The sequence below is a fragment of the Raineyella sp. genome (assembly GCF_034933565.1).
In the GTDB taxonomy this organism is placed as follows: domain Bacteria; phylum Actinomycetota; class Actinomycetes; order Propionibacteriales; family Propionibacteriaceae; genus Raineyella.
Genome location: NZ_JAYFNG010000036.1, coordinates 76927 through 100178, shown reverse-complemented (window position 1 = coordinate 100178; position 23252 = coordinate 76927). Strand labels below are relative to the sequence as shown.

The window sequence follows — 23252 nt, the reverse complement described above, 5'->3', positions numbered from 1 at the left end:
GGGCGGGGTGGGCCCCCTTCGGGGTGCGCGGCTTTTGTGGTGCGCCGCCTTTGTGGTGCACGGCCTTTGTGTGTCCGGCCCTTGTGGTGCCCGACCCCCTGCGGTGCCCGGGGGAAGGCCACAGCCCAGCACCATCGGGCTGCGACCGCCGTCCTCAGGCGAGCACCAGGTACACCGCGGAGACGACCACGAAGAGGGTGACCAGGCGGGCGAACCAGACATCGTCCAGCCGGCCGACGACGATCCGGCCGACCCAGGCGCCGAGCCAGACGACCGGGACGAACACCAGCCCGGTGAGCAGCACCGGACGGGTCGCCATCCCCAGACCGATCATCACCGGCAGCTTGAGCGCGAGGTTGACGGTGGCGAAGAACCACGCCGTGGTGCCGAGGAAGGCCAGCTTGCCGTACCGGGCGCCGAGCAGGTAGAGGCTCATCGCCGGCCCGCCGGCGTTGGCGACCATGGTGGTGAACCCGGCCAGGCCGCCGTACGCCCGGGCCGCCCAGCTCCCCGGGCGGTGGCTGCGGGTGAGCAGGCCGACCAGCAGCAGGACCAGCAGGATCACCCCGATGGTGCGGCGCAGGAGGTGGTCGTCGACCCGGCCGAGGAACACCGCACCGGCGGCCACGCCGACCACCACCGGCGGGATGAGGCGGACCAGCAGGCGCCAGTCGGCGTCGCGACCGTACGTCCACAGCGCCCAGGCGTCGCCCGCCAGCAGCATCACCAGCAGCACGGCGGTCGATTCCTTCGCCGGCAGGGCGAGGGCGGCGAGCACCACGGCGGCGGTCGTGGCGCCGGAGAGGGCGGTCTTGGAGAAGCCGCCGATGAACGCGGCGGTCGCCAGCAGCAGCCAGCCGACAAGCGTGAGGTGAAGCATTCCCCCATTATGTCTTTACAAGATTTTCACTTGTAAGCACATGTGATGGAGCGTACGCAGCGGTGGAACGCCGCTAGAGTGACCTGAATCACATGTCGTGTCGAGGAGGAACCGCCGTGAGCAGTCACACCTATCGGGTCGTCGAGATGGTCGGGACCTCCCCCGACAGCATCGAGGACGCCATCAGCAACGCCGTCGCCGTGGCCGAGACCTCGCTGGGCAACGTGGACTGGTACGAGGTCGTCCAGCTCCGCGGGCACGTGGTCGAGGGCGCGGTCGCCCACCACCAGGTCACCCTGAAGATCGGCGCCCGCCTGCCGCAGGAGTGACCTGGGGCAGGCGGGCGCAGACCGGCGGACGACGTCAGGGCTCGACGGTGACCTTGATCGCCTCGCCCTTACGGACGATCTCGAAGGCGTCCAGCACCCGTTCCAGCGGCAGATGCGCGGTGATCAGGTCCTTGACCGGGACCTGACCCGAGGCGATGTACTGCAGCGCCCGCTTGTTGTGCTCCGGCGCGGAACCGTTGGCCCCATGGATGTGCAGCTGGCGGTAGTGCACCAGGTTGGAGTCCAGGGTGATCGTCGGGTCGGTCTTCGGCAGGCCACCGAAGAAGGAGATCCGGCCGTTACGGGCGGCCATCGCCACCGCCTGCTCCTGGGTGAGGTTCGCCGGGGTGGCGGTGATCACGACGTCGGCACCGCGACCACCGGTCATCTCCAGCACCCTGGCGACGACATCCTCGGTGGAGGCATCGATCGTCGCATCCGGGTGGACCGCGTCCGCCGACATCTTCAGCCGTTCGGCGTTGATGTCGACCAGCACGATGGTGCCGGCCCGGTGCACCCCCCGGGCGATCCGGATGTGCATGCAGCCGATCGGGCCGGCGCCGAAGACGACGACGACGTCGCCCTCCTCGATGCCGACCTGCTCCTGGGCGTTGATCGCGCAGGCGAACGGCTCGGCCGCCGAGGCCTCGTCGTAGCCGACGCCGTCGGGGATCCGGTTGAGGCCGTCGACCTTGAGGACCTGGGCCGGCACGATCATGTACTCGGCGAAACCGCCGTCGTACTGGTAGCCGACCGAGGTCTGGTTCTCACAGACCTGCATCCAGCCCTTCCGGCACTCGTAGCACTCCCCGCAGGGGACGGCGGCGATCGACTGCACCCGGTCGCCGACCGCGAAGCCGCCCAGTGCGTCCGCCCCGACCTCGACCACCTCGCCGGCCACCTCGTGACCCATCGTCGTGGTGCCGGTGATGTTCGGGTGCCCGTTGTGGTAGATCTTGACGTCGGTGCCGCAGGTGGAGCAGTTCCTGACCCTGATCTTCACCTCATCGGGTCCGCAGACCGGCTCCGGCACATCCTCGATCCGGACGTCCTCGGGGGCGTAGAAGCGCAACGCCTTCATCGTCTTCACTCTCCTTCTTCCGGAGCCAGCAGCTCCATCACTTCATCGGGACTGGTCGCCTTGCGCAGCTTCTCGGCGCTGGCGGGATCGGCGAGCACACCGGCGAGGGCTCCGAGGATGCCCACGTGCTCGTCGCTGTTGGACGCGATCGGGATGGCCACGTACACCGTGTGACCCTCCCACTCGACCCCCTCGGGGAACTGCAGGAAGCCGAGCGCGGTCCGCTTGACATGGGCCCGGGCCTCGTTGGTGCCGTGCGGGATGGCGAAGCCGTTGCCCATGTAGGTGGCCACCTGGAGCTCACGGGCGAACATCGCGTCGGTGTAGGCCGGATCGGTCGCCCCGATGCCGACCAGGATGTCACCGCACAGCCGGATCACCTCATCCTTGCTGCGGGTGGGCAGGCCGAGCCTGATCGCCTCCCGGGGCAGGACGTCGGCGGGCAGCTTCTTGCGGCGCCGCGGACGGGTGGCCGTGCCCGCGGTCGCACCGGCAGCGGCTGCCGCTGCACCGGTCGGGGCCGTGGTCGCCGGAGCGGTGGCTGCCGGAGCGGTGGTCGCCGAGGCTGCGGCCGCGGGGGCCGGCCCGGTCAGCAGGTCGGGCCCGATCGGGCTGCCGGCCCTGATCGCCTGCTCCACCTTCGCGAAGGCGGGATCGCCCATGTAGACCGTGAACGGGACGATGGCCGCGTTCGGCACCTGGCGCCGGGCGCGCTCCGCCAGCCCCTCCTGGGTGAGCACCACCTGCGCATCGGCAGGGATCTCGTTCACCGGGGTGTGGATGACGGTGACGCCGTACGGTGAGAGCTGCTTCTTCATCGCGCTGGCGACCATCACGCTGGAGCCCATCCCGGCGTCGCAGGCGATGACGACCTGACGGACGTCCTTGCCGCTGATCGTCGGGCCGGCGGCGGCGACCGCCCTGGCGGCCACGGTGGCGGCCTCTCCCTGGAGCGGTTCGGCGGCCTCCTCCTCGAGGGCCTCGGGCTCCTTGCGCTCCGCCTTCAGCAGCAGGAACGCCACGATGAAGGCGACCGCGGTGGCGACGGCGAAATCGGCGAGGTTGGCCAGGTACTTGCCCCGCGGGGTGACGGCCATCCAGGCGATGATGGACCCCGGTGAGGCCGGCGCAACCAGGCCGGCGCCGAGCAGGGTGCCGGTGAACACCCCGGACATGCCGCCGAGGATGGTGGCGGCGATCAGCTTCGGCTTCATCAGCACGTACGGGAAGAAGATCTCGTGGATGCCACCGAAGAGGTGGATGATGATGGCGCCCGGGACCGATCCGCGTACCACGCGAGGCCCGGCGACCCAGTACGCCAGCAGGAGGCCGAAGCCGGGGCCGGGGTTGGACTCGACCATGAACAGGATGGAGCTGCCGGCGGACTTGGCCTGCTCGATGCCGAGCGGGGTGAGGATGCCGTGGTTGACGGCGTTGTTGAGGAACAGCACCTTGGCCGGCTCGACCAGGATCGAGGCGAGCGGCAGCAGGTGGTTGGCGACCAGGATGCTCACGCCGGCGGCCATCCAGCCGACCAGGGTGGTGACCACGGGCTCGATCAGCAACCGGCCCGCGATGGCCAGCAGCATGCCGAGGATGCCGAGTGAGAAGTTGTCGATCAGCATCTCGAAGCCGGTCGGGATGTGGTCCTGGATCAGCTTGTCGAACCGTTTGAGGATCCACGCGGACAGCGGCCCCATGATCATGGCGCCGAGGAACATCGGCACCGAGGAGCCGACGATGACGCCCATCGTCGCGATGGCGCCGATCACGGCACCGCGCTGGCCGTGGACCGTACGGCCGCCGGTGTAGCCGATCAGCAGCGGGAGCAGGTAGGTGATGATCGGGTCGACCATCTTGGCCAGGTCGGCGTTCGGGGTCCACCCGGTCGGGATGACGAAGGCGGTGAGCAGGCCCCAGGCGATGAACGCACCGATGTTCGGCATGATCATCCCGGCCAGGAACCCACCGAACTTCTGCACTGTTGCCCGGAACCCGTGACCTTCGAGGTTCTTGTTGACACTTGCGTCGGGGAGAGCGAAAGACATCTCAACTCCGTTGGTATGGCTGTCCGCCGTGGCGGACAGGATCGTCTTTGATCGTGTTACCCAGACTCCGCTGCCCGTTTGTGTTTGTCAAGGGCGCCCGTTTTCCTTCGGTTCTCGACATCCTTGCCACATTCCGGGAAGGCTCCTCATTTATCCCACACAATCGGGCATCAGCTGAGGGCATCCTTCCCCGAATGGCGGAACGGCGGCCCGGGAAGCGGGCATCGGGCGGTCGACCGACGTCCCCATAAGCCGATTTGCGGCGACCGATAACCTCCACTAATCTTCCGTCCGGGCCATCAGGCCCCAGCAGGAGGAATGATGACCGTGAGCTCCGCCCCGCGTCCGCAGCGCCGCCGTGCCACCGGCACGGTGATGTCGAGCTGCCACGCGATGTCGCGGCGAATGCTCATGCGCTGAGGACCCCGCTCCTCAGCGCATCCCCGCCAGCCCGGTCCGGGCGTCGGCGGGTCCCGGCCACGCCCGGACCGCACGCTGGCCGCTTCCAGGCCGTGGGCGGTGGGATCGCGGGTCCCGGCCACGCCCGGACCGCACCCACGGCCCCGGACGGCCCGTACCGCGGCCTCGACCGGCCCGCCTCGACCCGCCCGGCCACGAGCTGGCATTCTTCTGACCGTACCTACCCCCTGAGGACAGACACCCATGACCTTCCGTTTCCGCACCGTCACCGCCGCGTTGGCGGCCCTCGCCCTGTCGACCGTGGGCCTGTCGGGCTGCGCCAACAGCCGGGAGACGCTGACGATCTCCGCCTCCGCCACCCCGCACGCGGAGATCCTGTCGTACGTGCAGGACTCCGGCCAGCTGAAGAACGCCCGGATCAGCGTCCGGACGATCTCCGGCGAGGTCGACCCGAACCAGCTGCTGGAGTCGGGCGACGTGACGGCGAACTTCTTCCAGCACAAGCCGTACCTGGACGACTGGCAGCGTCAGCACCGGACCGACAACCTGGTGATCGTCGCGTCGACGCACCTGGAGCCGATGGCGCTCTACTCGCACAAGTACAAGGCGATCGCGGACATCCCGGCCGGCTCGACCATCGCCGTGCCGAAGGACCCGACGAACTACGCCCGGGCCCTGTACGTGCTGCAGACCGCCGGGCTGCTGACGATGAAGCAGCCGGCCGCGCAGGCCAACCTGTCGACGATCACCGAGGCCGACATCGCCACCAACCCGAAGGGGCTGACGTTCGTCGAGCTCGACCGCCCGCAGCTGCCGCGGACGCTCGACGACCCGCAGGTCGCCGCGTCGGTGATCAACTCCAACTACGCCATCGAGGCCGGGCTCAACCCGGCCAAGGACGGCCTGGTGATCGAGTCGACCACCGACAACCCGTACGCCAACATCCTGGTGACCACCACCGCCAAGCAGAACGACCCGGGCATCAAGGAGCTGGCGGCCGCGCTCGAGTCCCGGCAGACCGCGGACTGGATCAAGCAGAAGTACGGCGACGCCATCGTCCCTGTCCATGAGAGTGCCAAGTGATCGAGATCGACAGTCTCGCCAAGACGTACACCACCCGACAGCACGGTGACGTCGAGGCGCTGACCGGCGTGACGCTGAGCGTGCCCGACGGTGCCGTCCAGGGCATCGTCGGGCCCTCGGGCGCCGGCAAGTCCACCCTGCTGCGCTGCCTGAACCTGCTGGAGCAGCCCACGCGTGGTCGGATCGTCCTGAACGGGGACGACCTGACCACGTTGTCGTCCGCGGACCTGCGGGCGGCCCGGCGTCGGATCGGGACGGTCTTCCAGCACTTCGAGCTGCTGCACTCCCGCACCGTCGCCGACAACATCGCCCTGCCGCTGGAGCTCGCCGGGACGCCCGACCAGGAGCGCCGCGACCGAGTGGCCGAGCTGGTGGAGCTGGTCGGCCTGCAGGGCCGCGAGCGGTCCTATCCGTCCCAGCTCTCCGGCGGCCAGCAGCAGCGGGTCGGCATCGCCCGGGCACTGGCCGCCCGGCCCGACGTGCTGCTCTGCGACGAACCGACCAGCGCCCTCGACCCGGCGACCACCACCCAGATCCTCGACCTGCTGGTCCGGGTCAACCGGTCGGTCGGCGTCACCATCGTGCTGATCACCCACGAGCTGTCGGTGGTCCGCCGGATCTGCACCCACGCCGCGCTGCTGGAGCACGGCCGGATCAGCGAGTCCGGGCCCGTCGTCGACCTGGTCACCGACGCCGGCTCGGCGCTCGGCCAGCTGATCTCCCCCATCCCGCCCACCCTCGGCGGGCGGCCGGGGGTCGCGCTGATCACCGCGCTCGACGAGACCGCCGACCAACCGTGGCTGAGCGAGCTGGCCCGTACGTACGATCTGGACTTCTCCGTCGTGGCGGGCGGGGTGGACCGGATCGGTGAGCGCCGGGTCGGCAAGATGGTGCTGCAATTCGCCCCGGACGTGGACCGCGGGCTGGTCGAGGGCCACTTCGCCCGCCACCCCCAGGTGCACCTGACCTGGCTGGACCGGGAGGACCACCGATGACCGACAAGATCACCTGGATCCAGGCGCTGCCCGAGCTGTGGACAGCGTTCCTGGAGACCGTCTACATGGTCGGGGTCTCCTTCCTCATCGCCTTCGCCGGCGGGGTCGTCCTCGGGGTGCTGCTGCACGTCACCGACCGGCACGGGCTGCGGCCGAGCGTGGCCGTCAACCAGGTGCTGGGCACCATCGTCAACATCGTCCGGTCGATGCCGTTCATCGTGCTGCTGATCCTGCTGCTGGGGCTGACCCGGCTGATCGTCGGCACCGCGATCGGCCCGACCGCCGCGATCGTGCCGCTGAGCATCGCCGGCATCCCGTTCTTCGCCCGGGTGGTGGAGAGTGCCCTGGCCGAGGTGCCCCGGGGCCGGGTCGAGGCGGCGGCCGCGATGGGCGCCACCGACATGCAGGTGATCCGCAAGGTGCTGCTGCCGGAGGCGGCCAGCGGCATCATCTCCGGGTCCACCCTCACCCTGGTGATGCTGGTCGGATCGTCGGCGATGGCCGGGGTGATCGGCGGCGGCGGCCTGGGTGACCTCGCACTGGTGTACGGCTACCAGCGGTTCAACAACCAGGTGCTGATCGCCTGCGTGGTGGTGCTGATCATCCTGGTGCAGGGCATCCAGATGATCGGCGACGGCTGGCTGCGGGCCCGGGCGCACAAGCGCTGACCGGGCCTGCGCCCTGCCCGGGTCGGCAGCCCTGGTCGGCTCGGCAGCCCTAGTCGGCCCAGAAGCCGCGATCGGCCCAGCCGCCGTACGGGTCCCGGCGCGGGCCGCGTGACCGGGAGCCGAGGTAGCTGCCGACGACGGCCGCGCCGAGGTCGTCCAGTTCCGGCGCGACCGTACGGCCATCGGCGCGGCGTGCCATCGAGTCGACGAAGCGGGCCAGCCCCGGGTCGTCGCCCAGCCGGAAGAAGGTCGTCTGCGCGCCGAGCCGGCGCGACGCGTCCAGCTCCTGCACGGTGCGCGCGATCGTCAACGGGTGCGGCGGGTAGTCGAACCACACCTCGCCGTCCGCCTCCAGGTGCGAGGTCGGCTCGCCGTCGGTGACGATCAGCAGCACCGGCTGGGCGTCGGGGTGCTTGCGGAAGTACCGGTTGGCGAGCAACAGCGCATGGTGCAGGTTGGTGCCCTTCTCCCACTGGCTGTCCAGGCCGATGAGTTCCTCGATGTCCATCACCCGGGCCACCCGGCCGAACCCGATCACCTGCAGCAGGTCGCCGCGGAACCGGGTGCGGACGAGGTGGTGCAGGGCCAGCGCCGTACGTTTCATCGGCACCCAGCGCCCGTCCATCGCCATCGAGAAGCTGGTGTCGACCAGCAGCGCGACCGCGGCCCGGGTGCGGGCCTCGGTCTCGGTCACCTCGATGTCGTCCAGGCTGATCGAGACCCCGCCGGCCGCCGAGCCGCCGGCCGCGACCGTGCGCAGCACGGCGTTGGTGACCGTCCGGGTGGCCGCCCACGGCTCGGTGTCGCCGAACTCCCAGCTGCGCGAGGCGCCGGTCGGTTCGCCGAGCTGGCCGGCGCGGCGCGCGTCACGCTGCCCGGCGCGGGCGGCCAGTCGGGTCGCGACGTCCTTGAGCAGCTGGCGGCCGAGCTGACGCATCGCCCGCGGGCTGAGCCGCAGGTCGCCCTCGGGGGCCCGCTTCAGGTAGCCGGAGTCCCGCAGGGCGCGTTCCAGCTCGGCCAGGGCACGGGCGTCGACGGCCGCCTCGGCGCCGAGCTGGCGGGCCAGCGCGTCGAGGTCGATGTCGTCCGGCCGGGAACCCTCGCGGGACTGGGCCAGCTGGTCGGCGAGGTTGTCGAGGTCGGCCAGGTCCGCCAGCACCCCGGTGCCCTCGCCGAGGCCGAGCCCCTCCTCGCCCCCGAACCGCTCCGAGCCCTGCCAGTCCTCCCCCGGCCGCAACGAGCGCAGGTTGGCCTCCATCCGGGTCAGCTGGTCCATCAGCTCCGCCGACCCGAAGGCCTGCTGGGACAGCTGCATCAGCTCGTCGCGCTGCTCGGGGCTCATCGAGTTGAGCATCCGCTGGGCGGCGGCGCTGCGCTGCGCCAGCGTGTCGAGCAGATCCTCGATGTCCTGGGGCTGTTCGGGAAAGAACTCCCCGTGCCGGGCCATGAAGTCCTCGAAGTCCTCGCGCGTGTCCTCGCCGCGGCGGTGCTTCTCCAGCAGCTCGTTGAGGTCACGGAGCATCTCACCGATCCGCTCCCGGTCCTCGTCGGTGGCGTTCTCCAGCGCCTGCTTCATCCCGGCGAACCGCTGGTCCAGCAGCTCCCGGCCGAGCAGGTCCTTGATCCGGTCGTACGCCTCTTGGGCCCCACTGCTGCGCCAGTCGTACGAGGACAGCTCCTCGACCGCGGCCGAGGTGGCCGCCGGCAGGTCGTCGAGCTGCAACTGGCGGAAGGCCCGGTCGCCCTCGTCCATCATCGGGTCGCGGGCGAGCTGCTTGCGCTCGGCCAGCACGGCCCGGTCGAGCAGCTCGCGGACCTGCTGCAGGGTGCCGTCGAGGGAGTGCCGGTCCAGCAACTCGCGGCGTCGCTGCGCCACCCGGCGGGCCAGGTCGTCGAGACCCGTACGCGGCCGGCCGTCACGCCCCTGGCCACCGCGGCGGAGGAACTCGCGCATCGCCCGCTCGGGCGACCAGCCGGCCATCACATCGTGGCCGATGGCGTCGAGGGCCTCGCCGAGGTCGACCGGCGGAGCGAGGGGGTCACCGCCGGAGTAGCGGATGTAGCGGCTCATCGCGTGCTCATCCGTACAGCGCCTCACCGGCGCCGGACTCCTTGCCGATCCGGCGGGCCAGGTAGAGGCCCTCGAGGGCCAGTTCGATGCCGGCGGCCACCTCGCCGGGGGTGTCGGCGCCGAGCCGGGTGGAGATCTCGTCGTAGAGCGGCGACTCCCCCAGCCCGGGCAGCCCGCCGAGGAACTCCGCCGCGGTCATCCGGACCCCGGTGGCGACCGTACGACCCTCCTCCAGGGCGGCGACCAGCAGGCCGAGATCGACACCGCGCAACCGCTCCCGCACACAGCCGGCCACCGCGGTCCGCAGCAGGTGCTCGAGGACCTCGGCCTCCCGGCCCTCCTCGCCGGTCTCGAACTCGATCTTGCCGCGCAGCACGTCCACCACGGTGTCGAGGTCGACACAGCGGGCGACCGGGTCGGTCTCGCCACGGATCGTGGCGCGGTGCAGTGCCGAGGCGGCGACCGTCTCGGCGCCGGCGATCGCGAACCGGGCGCTCACCCCGGAGCGCTGGTCGACGGCGGCGGATTCGCGCAGCGCCCGGGTGAACCGGGCGACGATCTCCAGGATCGGATCGGGCACCTCGGCGACCAGGTGCGCCTCCTGGCGGATCACCGCGATCTCGTCGGCGAGGGTGGTCGGGTAGTGGGTGCGGATCTCGGCACCGAACCGGTCCTTCAGTGGGGTGATGATCCGGCCGCGGTTGGTGTAGTCCTCCGGGTTGGCCGAGGCGACCAACAGCACGTCGAGCGGGAGGCGGAGCACGTAGCCGCGGATCTGGATGTCGCGCTCCTCCATCACGTTGAGCAGCGCGACCTGGATCCGCTCGGCGAGGTCGGGCAGCTCGTTGATCGCGACAATGCCGCGGTGGCTGCGCGGGACCAGCCCGAAGTGGATCGTCTCCGGATCGCCCAGGTGGCGGCCCTCGGCGACCTTCATCGGGTCGACGTCACCGATCAGGTCGGCGACGCTGGTGTCGGGGGTGGCGAGCTTCTCGGCGTAGCGTTCGCTGCGGTGGCGCCACTCGACCGGCAGGTCGTCGCCCAGCTCGGCGGCGCGGCGGCGCCACTCCGGGCTGATCGGTTCGTACGGGTGCTCGCCGAGCTCGGAGCCGGCGATCACCGGGGCCCACTCGTCGAGCAGCCCGACGAGGGTCCGCAGCAGCCGGGTCTTGCCCTGGCCGCGCTCGCCGAGCAGGACGACGTCGTGGCCCGCGATGAGGGCGCGCTCCAGTTGGGGGAGCACCGTGTCGCGGAAGCCGTGCAGGCCCGGCCACGGGTCCTCACCCCGGCGGAGCATGCCGAGGAGGTTGTCGCGGATCTCCTCACGCACACCCCGCAGCCGGTGCCCGCTGGCACGCAGTTCGCCGAGCGTACGAGGAGTCGGTGGAGTCGGTGCAGCCGATGAGATGCTGGTCACACCGCCGAGGCTAACCCGGGGATGGCCGGGACAAAAGGGCCCGGCGTGGCAAGCCCGTCCCGAGGGGGCGGCAGACCGGTCATAAGGGGACGGCAGGCCCTCAGGGCGGGGCACCATCGACGGGCCGGTGCCCCGGGCAACAGGTCATCCTCGCCCGTCGGACACGGTCGTCAGAGCACCGCCGCCAGGGCGAGACATCCGGTCAGCAGGTTCGCCCCGGCGTGAAGCATCCAACCGGGGATCAGCGAGCCGCCCGCGAGGCGCTCATTGAGGTACCCCAGCAGGGCGCCGATGGCACCGGTCAGCACCCCGATCGCCAGGCCCCAGCCCGCATTCACCACGAGCCCGAACGGCACTGCATGCACGAGCGCGAACACGACCGCCTGGATGGCGTTCGCCGGCCAGAACCCGAGGCTGACCGCCACCCGTTTGAGCAGGAACCCACGGAACAGCGACTCCTCGGCGAACGCCGTCTGCAGCAGGGCGTAGGCGATGACCTCGGGGAGCCCGGCCCATCCGAGCCCATGGAACTGGGAGGTCGCCGCGGACGAGGCGACCCGAGGCGCGATCACGAACGCCGGGACCAGGAACAGCAGGAACGCGCCGACCATCACGGCCACCAGCACCGTCGGCCGGGTCACGACCGGCCGCTTCCACCCCAGCCACGCGAAGAAACCGATCCTCCGGCGCGCGGTCACGGTCCACCACACGAACGGCAGCACCAGGAACAGCACAGCCTGCAGGACCGCAGAGATCACCACACCCATCCGCTGACCCTATCGACCCGGCGGATCCGTCGAACCGGCGACCCTGCCGGCCCCACGACCCTGCCGACCCGAAGGCCCACGACGGATCGACCGTCAGGCGAAGACGCGGAACACCGCGGCGATGTCCTCGTTGCCCTGGCCCTGCTCCTCGGCGGCGGCGTAGAGACTGCGGACCGCATCCAGGATCGGGAAGGCCCCGGCGTCGCCGGTGGCGTCCTCAGCGAGTTCGAGGTCCTTGTGCAGGCCGCGGAGCTGGAAGTTGGCCGGCTGGAAGTCGTCGGCCAGCATCAGCCCGCCCTTGGCGTGCGCGTACGCGGTGTCGGACTGGCCGCCGCTGATCGCGTCGAGGAAGAGCTTCTCCTCCAGCCCGAGCATCCGCAGCATCGCGAAAGCCTGCCCGGTGCCCGCGGTGAGCAGGCCGATCCAGGTGTTGCAGACCAGCTTCAGCCGGCTGCCTGCCCCGACGGCAGGGCCTGCCTGGACGCGCTTCTGGCTGATCAGTGCCAGCAGTGGCTCGAGGGCCGCGAGCCGGTCCGGGTCGCCTCCGGTGAGCAGCACCAGGGTGCCGGCCTCGGCCGGTCCCTTGGTGCCGAGCATCATCGCCTCCACCAGGGCCAGGTCGTGTTCTGCGGCGACGGCCACGACCCGGTCGGTGCCGTCGACGCCGATGGTCGACATCTGCACCCACACCGCGTCAGCCGGAGCCGAGGTGGCGGCCTGGCCGATCACCGAGACGACGGCATCGGCGTCGAACAGGGTCATCAGCACGACGTCGGCGTCGGCGACCGCCTCGGCCGGTGTGGCGGCGACGGTCGCGCCGAGCTCCGCCAGCGGCCGGGCACGCTCGACCGTACGGTTCCAGACCGTCACGTCCACGCCCTGGCCGAGCAGGCGCTCAGCGAGCGCCCGCCCCATGATCCCGGTGCCGAGGATGACGACCTTGCCGAACGCACTCATGCTGACCTCCTGGACATCTGCTTGGACCGCCACCCTACGCGCCACCCTCGCACACCCCGGACCCGCGGAGAGATCCCGCGGACGACAGCGCCGAGACTGCGGAGACCCGGAGCTGCGGAGACCACCGAGCCCGCCGGGACCGCCGTAGATCAGCCCGAACGATCAGGAGTGCGAGGTCGGGCGCTCCGCGTGGCGATGCCGGCGGCGCGAAGGACGCGCCACGGACCCGGAGCCGTCCGGACGGCCGGCCGCCTGCGGCGCGGCCGCCGTCCGCCCCTGCGCCGGCCCCGACCCACCGCGACCGGCAGCCCCCCGACCCGAGTCACCACGACCGGCAGCCCCACGACCGGAGCCGCCCCGGCCGCCGCGGCCGGAACGGGAGGTCGCCCCGGACCTGGCACCGGACCCTGACCGCGCGCCCGAGCCGGACCGCGAGCCGGCGGCCGAGGTGGCCGGCGGCTGCGGGTTCGCCAGAGCGCGGGCCTCGTCGGCACTGAGCACGACGCGCTGCCCCGGCGCGAGCGACTCGAGCACGGAACGCTCCGGCTCGGCCACCTCGGGCGAGATGCCGGCCTTGCGCATCATCTGGCGGACCTCCTGGCGCTGGTCGGCGGTCACCAGGGTGACCACCGTGCCGGAGTGGCCGGCCCGGGCCGTACGCCCCGACCGGTGCAGGTAGGCCTTGTGCTCCACCGGCGGATCGGCGTGCACGACCAGGGCGACGTCGTCGACGTGGATGCCGCGGGCGGCGATGTCGGTCGCGACCAGGGTGGCGACCGTACCCGACTCGAACGCGGCGAGGTTGCGGGTCCGGGCGTTCTGCGACAGGTTGCCGTGCAGGTCGACCGCCGGGATGCCGTGGTCCACCAGCTGCTTGGCGAGGCGCTTGGCGCCGTGCTTGGTCCGGGTGAACAGGATCGTCCGGCCCGGCGCCGACGCCAGGTCGGCGAGCACCCGGCCGCGGGTGTCCTTGTCGACGCGCAGCACGTAGTGCTCCATCGTCGACACCGGGGACTGCGGGGAGTCGGCCTCGTGGGTGACCGGGTGATGCAGGTAGCGCTTCACCAGCACGTCGATGCCGTTGTCGAGGGTCGCGGAGAACAGCAGCCGCTGGCCCGTGGCAGGCGTCCGGTCGAGGATCTTGCGGACCATCGGCAGGAAGCCCATGTCGGCCATGTGGTCGGCCTCGTCGAGCACGGTGATCTCCACCTCGTCGAGGGAGACCGCACCCTGGCCCATCAGGTCGAGCAGCCGACCGGGGCAGGCGACGAGGACGTCGACACCGCGGGCCAGCGCCTGCACCTGCGGCCCCTGGCCGACGCCGCCGAAGACGGTCCGGCTGGTCAGCCCGGCGACCGCCTCGAGCGGCTTGAGCGACTCCTCGATCTGGGTCGCGAGCTCACGGGTCGGGGCGAGCACCAGTGCGCGGGGGCGCTTGGGGCGGGGCCGGCGCGGCTCGGCGACCAGCCGGGCGACGGTGGGCAGGAGGAAGGCGTACGTCTTCCCGGAGCCGGTACGGCCACGGCCGAGGACATCGCGGCCCGCCAGCGAATCCGGCAACGTGGCCGCCTGGATCGGGGTGGGCACGGTGATGTCACGCTCGGCGAGGACGTCGGACAGGGACGCGGGCACGCCGAGGCGTACGAAAGCTGAAGTCAAGGAGATTCCTTCGAGTGTCTTGCCGGGGGATCGCATCGCCCTCTGGGACAGACACGGCGCATCATCGGGAGGGTTCCCGGGCGCCCGGCGGCCCGGGGCAAGACTCAGCGGGCCGACCACACGAACGTACCCGTCGCCCCACCGAAAGCCAACTCGCGGGCCGCCGTGCGGCCCGCACGGACGCCGCTTTTCTCCGGTTAATAAACACGGCTATAGTGTGCAAAAAACCGAACGGAGGACCCTATGTCCAACTCCACCGGGTGCCGCTGCGGCGAGCACAACGAGACCACCGTCCCGTCGATCAACGTGCTCGACATCCCCCACGCCGTCCGCCACGGCGCGGTCATCGGCGCGATCACGCAGCTGCCGGTCGGCGGCGAGCTCGACGTCGTCGCCCCGCACAACCCGCTGCCGATGATGGCCCAGCTCGAGGACCTGGCCCCGGGCCAGTTCGCCCGGACCTACCTCACCGAGGGGCCGGAGCAGTGGACGGTGCGGTTCACCCGGGTCTGATCGGCGGCGCCGCCGACGCGGCACCGCAGCGCACCGACAGGGGTCATGTCACCCACCTAGGCTGGGTGACATGACCCCTTCTGCGTCCGCAGGACCCGTGGCCACCTACGACGTCATCGTCATCGGCGGCGGCGCCGCCGGGGAGAACGCCGCCGACTATGCGATCCGGGGCAGTGACCGCACCGCCGCGCTGGTCGAGTCCGGCCTGCTCGGGGGCGAATGCTCCTACTACGCCTGCATCCCCAGCAAGGCCCTGCTCCGTCCGCTCGACGTGGCCGAGACCGCGGCCAACCTCGAGGGCCTGTCCACCCCGTCGCTGGACCGGGCGGGCCTGCTGGCCCGGCGCGACCGCTGGGTGGCGGACTACCAGGACGCCGGCCAGGTGCGCTGGGCCACCGGGGCGGGTCTCGACGTGGTGCGGGGGCACGGCCGCCTGGTCGGGGACCGCACGGTGGAGGTGTTCGGCCGATCCGGTGACGTACGACACCTGGTGGCCCGCGAGGCGGTCGTGTTGGCGACCGGCAGTGTGCCGGTGATCCCCCCACCGCTCGCCGGCGTCGCACCCTGGACGACGCGCGAGGCGACCGGGGTGACCGCGGTGCCCGACCGGCTGGCGATCGTCGGCGGCGGGCCCGCGGCGTGCGAGGCCGCGCGCTGGATGAGTGCGCTCGGAGCGGAGGTGACACTGCTGGTCCGCCACCGCCTGCTGTCGCGATTCGAGGACTTCGCCGGCGACGACGTGGCCGACGGTCTGCGTGCGGCGGGTGTCCGGGTGCTCCTCGACACCGCGGTCGACAGCGCCGAGCGGGCCACCGACCCGGCAGCCCCGGCCGGAGCCCTGACCCTGCACCTGGACGACGGGGCGGACCTGACCGTCGACGAGGTGCTGGTCGCTGCCGGACGCCGGCCGAACACCGACGACCTGGGGCTGGACGCCCTCGACCTGACCGCCGCCGATCTGCAGGGACGTACGCACGGCGGCACCCTGCCCGACTGGCTGTACACCGTCGGGGACGTCAACGGCGAGGCGCTGCTCACCCACTGGGGCAAGCACCAGGCCCGGATGGTCGGGCGGCGGATCGCCGCCCGCGCCGAGGGCCGGCCGGCCCCCGAGGAACTGCCCGCCCCGGTGCCGACGGTGGTCTTCACCTCGCCGCAGGTCGCCGCGGTCGGCCTCACCTCGCGCGAGGCCGCGGCCCACGGCCTCGCGGTGCGGCTGCTCGACGTCGACTACACGTCGGCGGCCGGTGCGAGCCTGCTGCGCGACGACGCCCACGGTCAGGTCCGCCTCGTGGTCGACGCAGCGACCGACGTGCTGCTGGGAGCGACGTTCGTCGGCCCCGAGGTCGCCGAGCAACTGCACGCGGCCACCATCGCGATCACCGCCGGACTGGACCTGGCCACGCTACGCCGGGCGGTGCCGAGCTACCCGACCGCGAGCGAGGTGTGGCTGCGACTGCTGGAGCAGTGAACCGGGACCACTGGAGCAGCGGAACGGAAACACTAGCGACGGATCACGGGAGCGTCCAGCCCCATTCCCGCGACTGGAAACTTTCGGGCGAAGAGCTTTCTCAGGGGTCCATCTGGGAGAACCATTTCGGTGCACCGACAACGTCGTCGGACACACGAAGGAGTTCCCCATGGTCATCAACGAGACGACGGCTGCGCCACAGGCGGTCAGCCACCCCGACCGGCCAACCCGCTACCGCGTGGTCCTGGCGGCCATCCTCTTCATCACCCTGCTGGTGTCCTACCTCGACCGTACGAACATCTCGGTCCTGGTGGCCGACCCGAAGTTTCTGCACGACATGGGCATCGCCGGGCAGCCCGCCAAGATGGGCATGTTCCTGACGGTCTTCCTGCTCGCCTACGGCGTCGCCAACATCGTCCTCGCCCCGCTCGGCAACGTCATGGGCCCACGATGGGCCATGCTGCTCGCCGTGGTCGTCTGGGCCGTGTCGGTGATCCTCGGCGGCCTCGCCGGCGGGTTCGGCATGATGATCGCCACGCGGGTGCTGCTCGGCGCCGGTGAGGGCCTGCACTGGCCGATGCAGAGCCTGTTCGTCACGAACTGGTTCCCACCGCGAGAGCGGTCGAAAGCGAACGCGGCGTGGCTTCTCGGCCTGATGGTCGGCCCGATGATCGCGATGCCGATCATCACCTCGGTGGTGGCCGCGAACGGCTGGCGGTCGAGCTTCTGGCTGCTGGCCGGCCTCAGTGTCGTCCCGATGCTGTTGCTGTTCTTCTTCACCCAGGACATCCCGGCCGCGAGCAGGTTCGTCGGCCGTCAGGAGCTCGACCACATCGAGACGGGCATCCGCGCCGCCAAGGCCTCGGCCGCAGCCGAGACGGGCGCCCACCGCGCCTTCGTCGCCGACTGGCGATTCTGGCTGATCGTGCTCGGCTTCCTCTGCTCCTCGAGCGTGTTCTGGGGAGTCATCGGCTGGCTGCCCAGCTACCTGAAGTCCGCCCGTGGCTTCTCGTTCGCGCAGCTCGGCACCTTCGCCAGCCTGCCGTACATGCTCGGAGCCATCACGGTGGTGATCTTCGGCTTCGTCGCCGACCGCTACCGGCACAAGGGCGTCTTCCCGACGATCGCCCTGTTCGGCGCGGCGGTGTGCATCTACGCGGGCGCCACGGTGAAGAGCAACATCGCCAGCGCCCTGATCCTGTCCCTGGCGATGGGCTTCATCGGCGTCGGCCTGTCCAGCTACTGGACGATGATGCAGACGATCGTGCACCACGCCCAGATCGGCGCCGCCGCCGGCGTCATGAACGGCGTCGCACAGATCCTCTCGGCGTTCGTGCCGACGATCGTCGGGGCGCTGATCGGGTCCGCTGGGCACTACAGCAACGGCCTCATGTTTCTGGTCGGCGCGGGCTGCCTGGGCGGAATCAGCATGGGCATACTGGCCCTCAAGCGGGTCTGACCGCCCGGTCCGGGGGGATCGGATGGCCGTAGCGGTGCATGGTGATCGAGACGGTCTGCTCGTGGACGTACGGCAGCAGGGCGACCCGTCCGGCGTCGACGACCGGACCTGCGTACACGGCGGTGTCGATCGCCGCCAGCGGGTCGACCGTCCCGGCGAGCACCGTCGCCACTGCTGTCCGGTCCCCGCCGAGCAGGCGGATCCGCCCGTCCGGGCCGAACATCCGCTCCGGGAGGCGGGCCAGGAACGCCGCGTCGGACTCGACGACGACGGGGACGGCCTGATCGGCCAGGAAGCCGGCCAGCGGCGCGGGCAGCGGGATCGCGGTGGAGACCCGGTGACCGGCCCCGGCGGCGCCCGGCAGGGCGAGCGCGGCGGAGAGCTCCCGGACCAGGTCGAGCAGCGGCCGGCCCTCCCCCAGGCGGATCAGCACCGGAGTGGGCAGGTAGCGCAGCACGTTGCGCTCGACGCCCAGGGCGGCGGGGTCGTGACCGACGCCGAACTCCTCGTCCACGGCCCGCTGGTCGAGGCCGACGGCCACCTCGAGCCGGACCGCGTCCTCCGACGGCAGCACCGTACGGCCCACCGTGAGCAGCCGGCGCAGCAGCGGGGAGGTCGGCTCGCCGACGAGTTCGGTGACCGGAGCGGGCACCACCTCGCCGAACCCGAACAGATAGTTCGGCCCGCCGGCCTTCGCGCCGGGACCGACCGAGGAGCGCTTCCAGCCGCCGAAGGGCTGGCGCCGGACGATCGCGCCGGTGATCGTCCGGTTGACGTAGAGATTGCCGGCCCGGACGTGGTCGAGCCAGTAGCGGACCTCGTCGGGGTCGAGGGACTGCAGGCCCGCGGTGAGGCCGTAGTCGGTGCCGTTCTGCACCTCGACGGCGGTCTCCAGGTCGGGCACCGTCATCACCCCGAGCACCGGCCCGAAGTACTCCACCCGGTGGAACTCGCTGCCCTCCTCGACGCCGGCCCGGATGCCGGGGGTCCACAGCCGGCCGTCGGCGTCGAGCCGGCGCGGGATGAGGATCCAGTGCTGGCCCGGCTCAAGGGTGGTGAGGCCGCGGAGGACCTTGCCGGCGGCCGGTGCGGTGAGCGGCCCCATCCGGGCCGACGGGTCGGTCGGCGGGCCGACGGTGAGCGACCGGGTGGCGTCGACCAGCTGGTCGCGCAGCCGGGTGGAGCGGGCGGCCGCCCCGACCAGGATCACCAGGGAGGCGGCCGAGCACTTCTGGCCGGCGTGACCGAAGGCGGAGGCGACGATGTCGTGGACCGCCTGGTCGCGGTCGGCGGACGGGGTGACGACGATGGCGTTCTTGCCGGAGGTCTCGGCCAGCAGACCGAGGTCGGGGCGCCAGCGGCGGAACATCGCGGCGGTGTCGGCCGAGCCGGTGAGCACCACCCGGTCCACCAGTGGATCGGTGACCAGCCGGCGACCCAGCCCGGCGTCGGCCGGCACCACCAGCCGCAGCACCTCGGGCGGCACCCCGGCGCGTCGACAGGCCTCGACCAACAGGGCGCCGCAGCGCCGGGCGGCGGTGGCCGGTTTGAGGATCACCGCCGAGCCGGCGGCCAGCGCGGCGGCCACCCCGCCGAGCGGGATGGACAGCGGGAAGTTCCACGGCGGGGTGACCACGGTCAGGCCGACCGGCCGGAACGTGCCACCCACCAGGCCCCCCAGGTGCAGTGACTCCGCGGCGTAGTGGCGGGCCAGGTCGACGGCCTCGGACACCTCGGGGTCGGACTGGTCGAGCGTCTTGCCGCACTCGGCGGCGGCCACCTCCAGCAGCTCGGCCCGGGCGGCCTCGAGCTCGTCACCGATCCGGTGCACGATCGCGGCCCGTTCGGCCGGGGTGCGGGCCGCCCAGCCGGCCCCGGCCCGGGCGGTCCGCTCGACGATCGCGGCCAGCCGGGCCGGGTCGTCGACCCCGGCCCGGGCCACCGCGGTGAGGCCGAGGCGGGAGTCGGGCACCCGGGCGAGGATCGCCCGGCCCCAGGCCTGGGCGGCCGGCAGCGCCGGGTCGGTGTCCGGGCTGTTGCGGAAGCCGTGGCGCAGGTGGTCCTCCGCCGCGACACCGGTCGGCGGTGGGGGCGTCGTACGGTCCTGGTGACGGCGTGGCCCGACCGCCTCGGAGCCCTGCGCCCAGCGGGCCAGGGCGGCGCGGAACCGGTCCCGTTCCCGGGCCAGGCCGGCCTCCGGGTCGGGGTCGGCGAGCGAGGCGAGGAAGTGGCCCGGGGCGGCGTTCTCCTCCAGTCGGCGCATCAGGTAGGCGAGCGCGACGTCGAACTCCTCGGGCCGGACGACCGGGACGTAGAGCCGCAGCCGGCCGACCTCGGCCCGGACCACCTCGGCCTGGGCCGGGGCCATCCCGGCGAGCATCTCCACCTCGATCCGGTCGCGTACGCCGCGGATCCCGGCGAGTTCCCAGGCCAGCGCGAGGGTGAACAGGTTGTGTCCGGCGATGCCGAGGCGGACCGCGTCGGTGGCCTGTGGGGTGAGGGCCCGGTCGAGCAGCCGCAGGTAGTTGGCGTCGGTGGCCTCCTTGGCGCCGGTGGTCACCTCCGGCCAGCCGTGCAGCACCGCGTCGACGGTCTCCATCGCCAGATTGGCGCCCTTGACCAGGCGCACCCGGATCGGGGCACCGCCGGCGTCCACCCGGCGCCGGGCCCAGCCGGCCAGCTCCTCGTACGCGGGCAGGGCGTCCGGCAGGTAGGCCTGCAGCACCACCCCGCCCGACCGGTCGGCCAGCCCGGGCAGGTCGAGCAGCCGGCGGAACACGGCGAGGGTGAGATGCAGGTCGCGGTACTCCTCCATGTCGAGGTTGAGGAAGACCGGCCGGGGCTGCTCGGCGGCCAGCCGGTAGAGCGGCGCCAGCCGGATCACCGCCCGGTCGACCGCCTCCTCGAGCCCCCACGGGTTGTACGGGCCGAGCACCGAGGAGACCTTGAGGGACACGTACGACACGTCGTCGCGGCGCACCAGTCGCTCGACCTCGGCCAGCCGGCGGGCGGCCTCGGTGTCGCCGAGCACGGCCTCACCGAGCAGGTTGACGTTGAGCTCGGTGCCACGGGTGGCGGACAGGTCGGTGCCACGGGTGGCGGACGGGTCGGTGCCCGGCGAGAGCCGGGCCAGGGCGGCGCCGAGCCGGTCGTCGGTGGCGTCGACGACCAGGTCACCGACCAGGGCGCGCAGCACCCGGCGGGCCAGCGGCACCACGACGCCGGGCGCCTCCGGGCCGGCGGCGCCGCCGGCGTCGAGCACGCCGCGCAGCGCGGCCGGCAGCGAGTCGGGCATGCTCCGGGCCAGCCGGTGCAGGGCGTGCGCGGCGGTGCGGTCGTCCTCGGGGCGGACGACGCCGTCGACGAAGTCGAGCAGGAACCGCAGCCCGGCGGGATCGGCGACCAGCCGGGCGAGCAGCGCTCCCGGCACCTCCCGGAGACCGGGCTGACCGTGCTGACCGTGCTGACCATGCGGGTCATGGCGGCCGTGCTGGCCCTGGTGCGAGGCGCGCCACCAGCGCTCGGCGGTCGGCACGGCGCGCTCGGCCGCGACGGCCAGATCCCCACGCCCCCGGTCGGCAGCCGTCGGCTCAGAGCTCATCGCAGCCTCCCGGTCCGCCGCGGGCCCGCAGGATCCCATCGGCGGCCTGCACCAGGCCGAGGTGGCTGAACGCCTGCGGGTAGTTGCCGGCCAGCCGCCCGGCGGTCTCGTCGTACTCCTCCGACAGCAGTCCCAGGTCGCCGGCGTACGACACCAGTGTCTCGAACAGCGCGTCGGCCTCCGCCAGCCGGCCGGTGTGGGCGTACTGGTTGACCAGCCAGAAGGAGCAGATCAGGAAGCTGCCCTCGTCGCCGGGCAGCCCGTCCACCCCGGTCCGGGTCCGGTAGCGGCGCACCAGGCCGCAGCTGTCGCGCAGCTCGGCCTCGATCCGGGCGACCGTACGCAGCATCCGCGGGTCGTCCCAGGCGACGAAGCCGCACTGCGGCAGCACCAGCAGCGCCGCGTCGACCTCGGTGGTCGCATAGTGCTGGGTGAAGGTGCCCAGGTCGGCCCGGTAACCGTGCTCCTCCACCTCGGCGCGGAGCCGGTCGCGCAGCGCCCGCCAGTGCTCCACCGGGCCGTGCAGCCCGAAGTCCTCCACCGCCCGCACCCCGCGGTCGAACGCGGCCCACATCATCACCCGGGAATGGGTGAACGACTGCGGCTCGCCGCGGATCTCCCAGATCCCCTGGTCGGGCCGGTCGACGTGGGCGGCGGCGTACCGCAGCAGGTGGCGCTGCAGGGACCAGGAGAAGTGGTCCTCGGGGATGCCGACCCGGCGCAGCCGGTCCAGGGCCATCATCACCTCGCCGACGACGTCGGCCTGGTACTGGGCGGCGGCGCCGTTGCCGATCCGGACCGGGCGCGAGCCGGCGTAGCCGGGCAGGTGCTCGAGCTCCTGTTCGGGGCCGAGGTGCTCCCCGGCCAGCCCGTACATGATCCGCAGGTGGCGGTCGTCGCCGGCGATCGCCCGCAGCAGCCAGTCGCGCCACTCGTGATGGGCCGCACCGTGGGTGGCCATCGCCTGGATGGTCAGCGCGGAGTCGCGTAGCCAGCAGTAGCGGTAGTCCCAGTTGCGCACCCCGCCCAGGTCCTCGGGCAGCGAGGTGGTCGGGGCGGCGGCGATCCCACCGGTGTCCCGGTCGGTCAGGGCGCGCAGCACCAGCAGCGAACGGCGCACTTCGGGGCGGCAGCCCTCCAGGGCGATCGCCCGGCTCCAGTCCTGCCAGCGGGTGGCGGTCAGGGCGAGCTCGGCGTCCGGGTCGAGCCGGGCCGGCACCGGTCGGTAGCTGGGGAACCAGGTGAGCGTCCAGCACTCCCGTTCCCCGGCCCGCAGCGGGTACCGGCCGGCGTGGTGGCGGTCGACCGAGTGCGGCAGCGGGCCGTCGAGGACCAGCCCGTTCGGCCCGGAGACGGCGACCAGCCGCTCCCCCGCGTCCCCGGCCAGCCGGTGCACCCACGGCACGCTGGACCCGTAGTCGAACCGCATCACCAGGTCCAGCTCGATGTCGACGTGCCCGCCGGTGCACTCGACCATCCGGACCAGGTCGGTCCGGTCGTCGTGCTCGGCCATGAAGTCGGTACAGACCGCCTCCCCGGTGGGCGTACGCCACCGGGTGCGCAGGATGAAGGTCTCCGGCACGTACGACCGGTCGACCACGGTGCCGTCGACCGGGCGGACCGACCAGTGCCCGTTGCCGTGGTCGCCGAGCAGGGCGGCGAAGACCGCCTCGTCCGCGAACCGCGGCAGGCACAGCCAGTCGACGCTCCCCTCGCGGGACACCAGCGGCCCGGTCCGCCGGTCGGCGAGGAGCGCGTAGTCCTCCAGTCGCGGCTGCGTCATGACCCCATCGTGCCCCCGCGAGGACGATCGCGACAGGGAACCGGGCAGGA

At 72.1% G+C, this 23252-nt stretch carries 17 protein-coding genes; 7 read left to right on the top strand and 10 right to left on the bottom strand.

Going from position 1 to position 23252, the window contains the following annotated elements:
- Positions 1-154: 154 nt before the first annotated feature.
- Positions 155-880 carry a sulfite exporter TauE/SafE family protein gene (locus tag VB059_RS11230; protein WP_323422115.1) on the bottom strand — a complete coding sequence of 242 codons (726 nt, stop codon included), beginning with the start codon at positions 878-880 and terminating at the stop codon, positions 155-157.
- A gap of 116 nt (positions 881-996) precedes the next feature.
- Here VB059_RS11230 and VB059_RS11225 point away from each other — a divergent pair, with 116 nt between their 5' ends.
- The gene (locus VB059_RS11225; RefSeq protein ID WP_323422114.1) at positions 997-1209 is read left to right on the top strand and encodes a dodecin; all 213 of its coding nucleotides are present in this window, start codon (positions 997-999) and stop codon (positions 1207-1209) included.
- 34 nt (positions 1210-1243) lie between these two features.
- On the opposite strand, the gene VB059_RS11220 is transcribed toward VB059_RS11225, so the two are convergent.
- The gene (locus VB059_RS11220) at positions 1244-2290 is read right to left on the bottom strand and encodes a zinc-dependent dehydrogenase (RefSeq protein ID WP_323422118.1); all 1047 of its coding nucleotides are present in this window, start codon (positions 2288-2290) and stop codon (positions 1244-1246) included.
- 5 nt (positions 2291-2295) lie between these two features.
- Positions 2296-4338, bottom strand: coding sequence for a PTS mannitol transporter subunit IICBA (locus VB059_RS11215; RefSeq protein ID WP_323422113.1), 2043 nt, complete (start codon positions 4336-4338; stop codon positions 2296-2298).
- A gap of 663 nt (positions 4339-5001) precedes the next feature.
- Here VB059_RS11215 and VB059_RS11210 point away from each other — a divergent pair.
- Genes VB059_RS11210 through VB059_RS11200 form a run of 3 tightly spaced genes read left to right on the top strand, consistent with a single transcriptional unit; the run spans position 5002 to position 7504 of the window.
- Positions 5002-5841 carry a MetQ/NlpA family ABC transporter substrate-binding protein gene (locus VB059_RS11210; RefSeq protein ID WP_323422112.1) on the top strand — a complete coding sequence of 280 codons (840 nt, stop codon included), beginning with the start codon at positions 5002-5004 and terminating at the stop codon, positions 5839-5841.
- On the top strand, positions 5838-6836 hold the full coding sequence (locus VB059_RS11205; protein ID WP_323422111.1) for a methionine ABC transporter ATP-binding protein: 999 nt from the start codon (positions 5838-5840) through the stop codon (positions 6834-6836). Before VB059_RS11210 ends, VB059_RS11205 begins: the two co-directional genes overlap by 4 nt.
- Positions 6833-7504 carry a methionine ABC transporter permease gene (locus VB059_RS11200; RefSeq protein WP_323422110.1) on the top strand — a complete coding sequence of 224 codons (672 nt, stop codon included), beginning with the start codon at positions 6833-6835 and terminating at the stop codon, positions 7502-7504. Before VB059_RS11205 ends, VB059_RS11200 begins: the two co-directional genes overlap by 4 nt.
- Positions 7505-7553: 49 nt before the next feature.
- Here VB059_RS11200 and VB059_RS11195 read toward each other — a convergent pair whose 3' ends face one another.
- The 5 genes from VB059_RS11195 to VB059_RS11175 all read right to left on the bottom strand — a co-directional run bounded on the left by VB059_RS11195 (position 7554) and on the right by VB059_RS11175 (position 14375).
- Complete coding sequence (locus tag VB059_RS11195; RefSeq protein ID WP_323422109.1) at positions 7554-9575, bottom strand: VWA domain-containing protein; 2022 nt, start codon at positions 9573-9575, stop codon at positions 7554-7556.
- A gap of 7 nt (positions 9576-9582) precedes the next feature.
- The gene (locus VB059_RS11190) at positions 9583-10983 is read right to left on the bottom strand and encodes an ATP-binding protein (protein ID WP_323422117.1); all 1401 of its coding nucleotides are present in this window, start codon (positions 10981-10983) and stop codon (positions 9583-9585) included.
- 179 nt (positions 10984-11162) lie between these two features.
- The gene (locus VB059_RS11185) at positions 11163-11759 is read right to left on the bottom strand and encodes a CPBP family intramembrane glutamic endopeptidase (RefSeq protein ID WP_323422108.1); all 597 of its coding nucleotides are present in this window, start codon (positions 11757-11759) and stop codon (positions 11163-11165) included.
- A 93-nt stretch (positions 11760-11852) separates the two neighbouring features.
- The gene (locus VB059_RS11180) at positions 11853-12716 is read right to left on the bottom strand and encodes an NAD(P)-dependent oxidoreductase (RefSeq protein ID WP_323422107.1); all 864 of its coding nucleotides are present in this window, start codon (positions 12714-12716) and stop codon (positions 11853-11855) included.
- A gap of 162 nt (positions 12717-12878) precedes the next feature.
- Positions 12879-14375: a DEAD/DEAH box helicase gene (locus tag VB059_RS11175; RefSeq protein ID WP_323422106.1), complete on the bottom strand. Its 1497-nt coding sequence runs from the start codon at positions 14373-14375 to the stop codon at positions 12879-12881.
- A gap of 243 nt (positions 14376-14618) precedes the next feature.
- Here VB059_RS11175 and VB059_RS11170 point away from each other — a divergent pair, with 243 nt between their 5' ends.
- From VB059_RS11170 to VB059_RS11160, 3 genes are all read left to right on the top strand, one after another.
- On the top strand, positions 14619-14888 hold the full coding sequence (locus VB059_RS11170; RefSeq protein WP_323422105.1) for a DUF2249 domain-containing protein: 270 nt from the start codon (positions 14619-14621) through the stop codon (positions 14886-14888).
- Between the two features lie 70 nt (positions 14889-14958).
- Complete coding sequence (locus VB059_RS11165) at positions 14959-16359, top strand: NAD(P)/FAD-dependent oxidoreductase (protein ID WP_323422104.1); 1401 nt, start codon at positions 14959-14961, stop codon at positions 16357-16359.
- Between the two features lie 169 nt (positions 16360-16528).
- Positions 16529-17818 carry an MFS transporter gene (locus tag VB059_RS11160; RefSeq protein ID WP_323422103.1) on the top strand — a complete coding sequence of 430 codons (1290 nt, stop codon included), beginning with the start codon at positions 16529-16531 and terminating at the stop codon, positions 17816-17818.
- Here VB059_RS11160 and VB059_RS11155 read toward each other — a convergent pair.
- Together VB059_RS11155 and VB059_RS11150 are read right to left on the bottom strand one after the other, a co-directional pair.
- On the bottom strand, positions 17805-21419 hold the full coding sequence (locus tag VB059_RS11155; RefSeq protein WP_323422102.1) for a bifunctional proline dehydrogenase/L-glutamate gamma-semialdehyde dehydrogenase: 3615 nt from the start codon (positions 21417-21419) through the stop codon (positions 17805-17807). The two genes, VB059_RS11160 and VB059_RS11155, sit on opposite strands and share 14 nt — an antisense overlap.
- Positions 21409-23202, bottom strand: coding sequence for a glycoside hydrolase family 15 protein (locus tag VB059_RS11150; RefSeq protein WP_323422101.1), 1794 nt, complete (start codon positions 23200-23202; stop codon positions 21409-21411). The genes VB059_RS11155 and VB059_RS11150 overlap by 11 nt, the downstream gene beginning before the upstream one ends.
- Positions 23203-23252 lie beyond the last annotated feature (50 nt).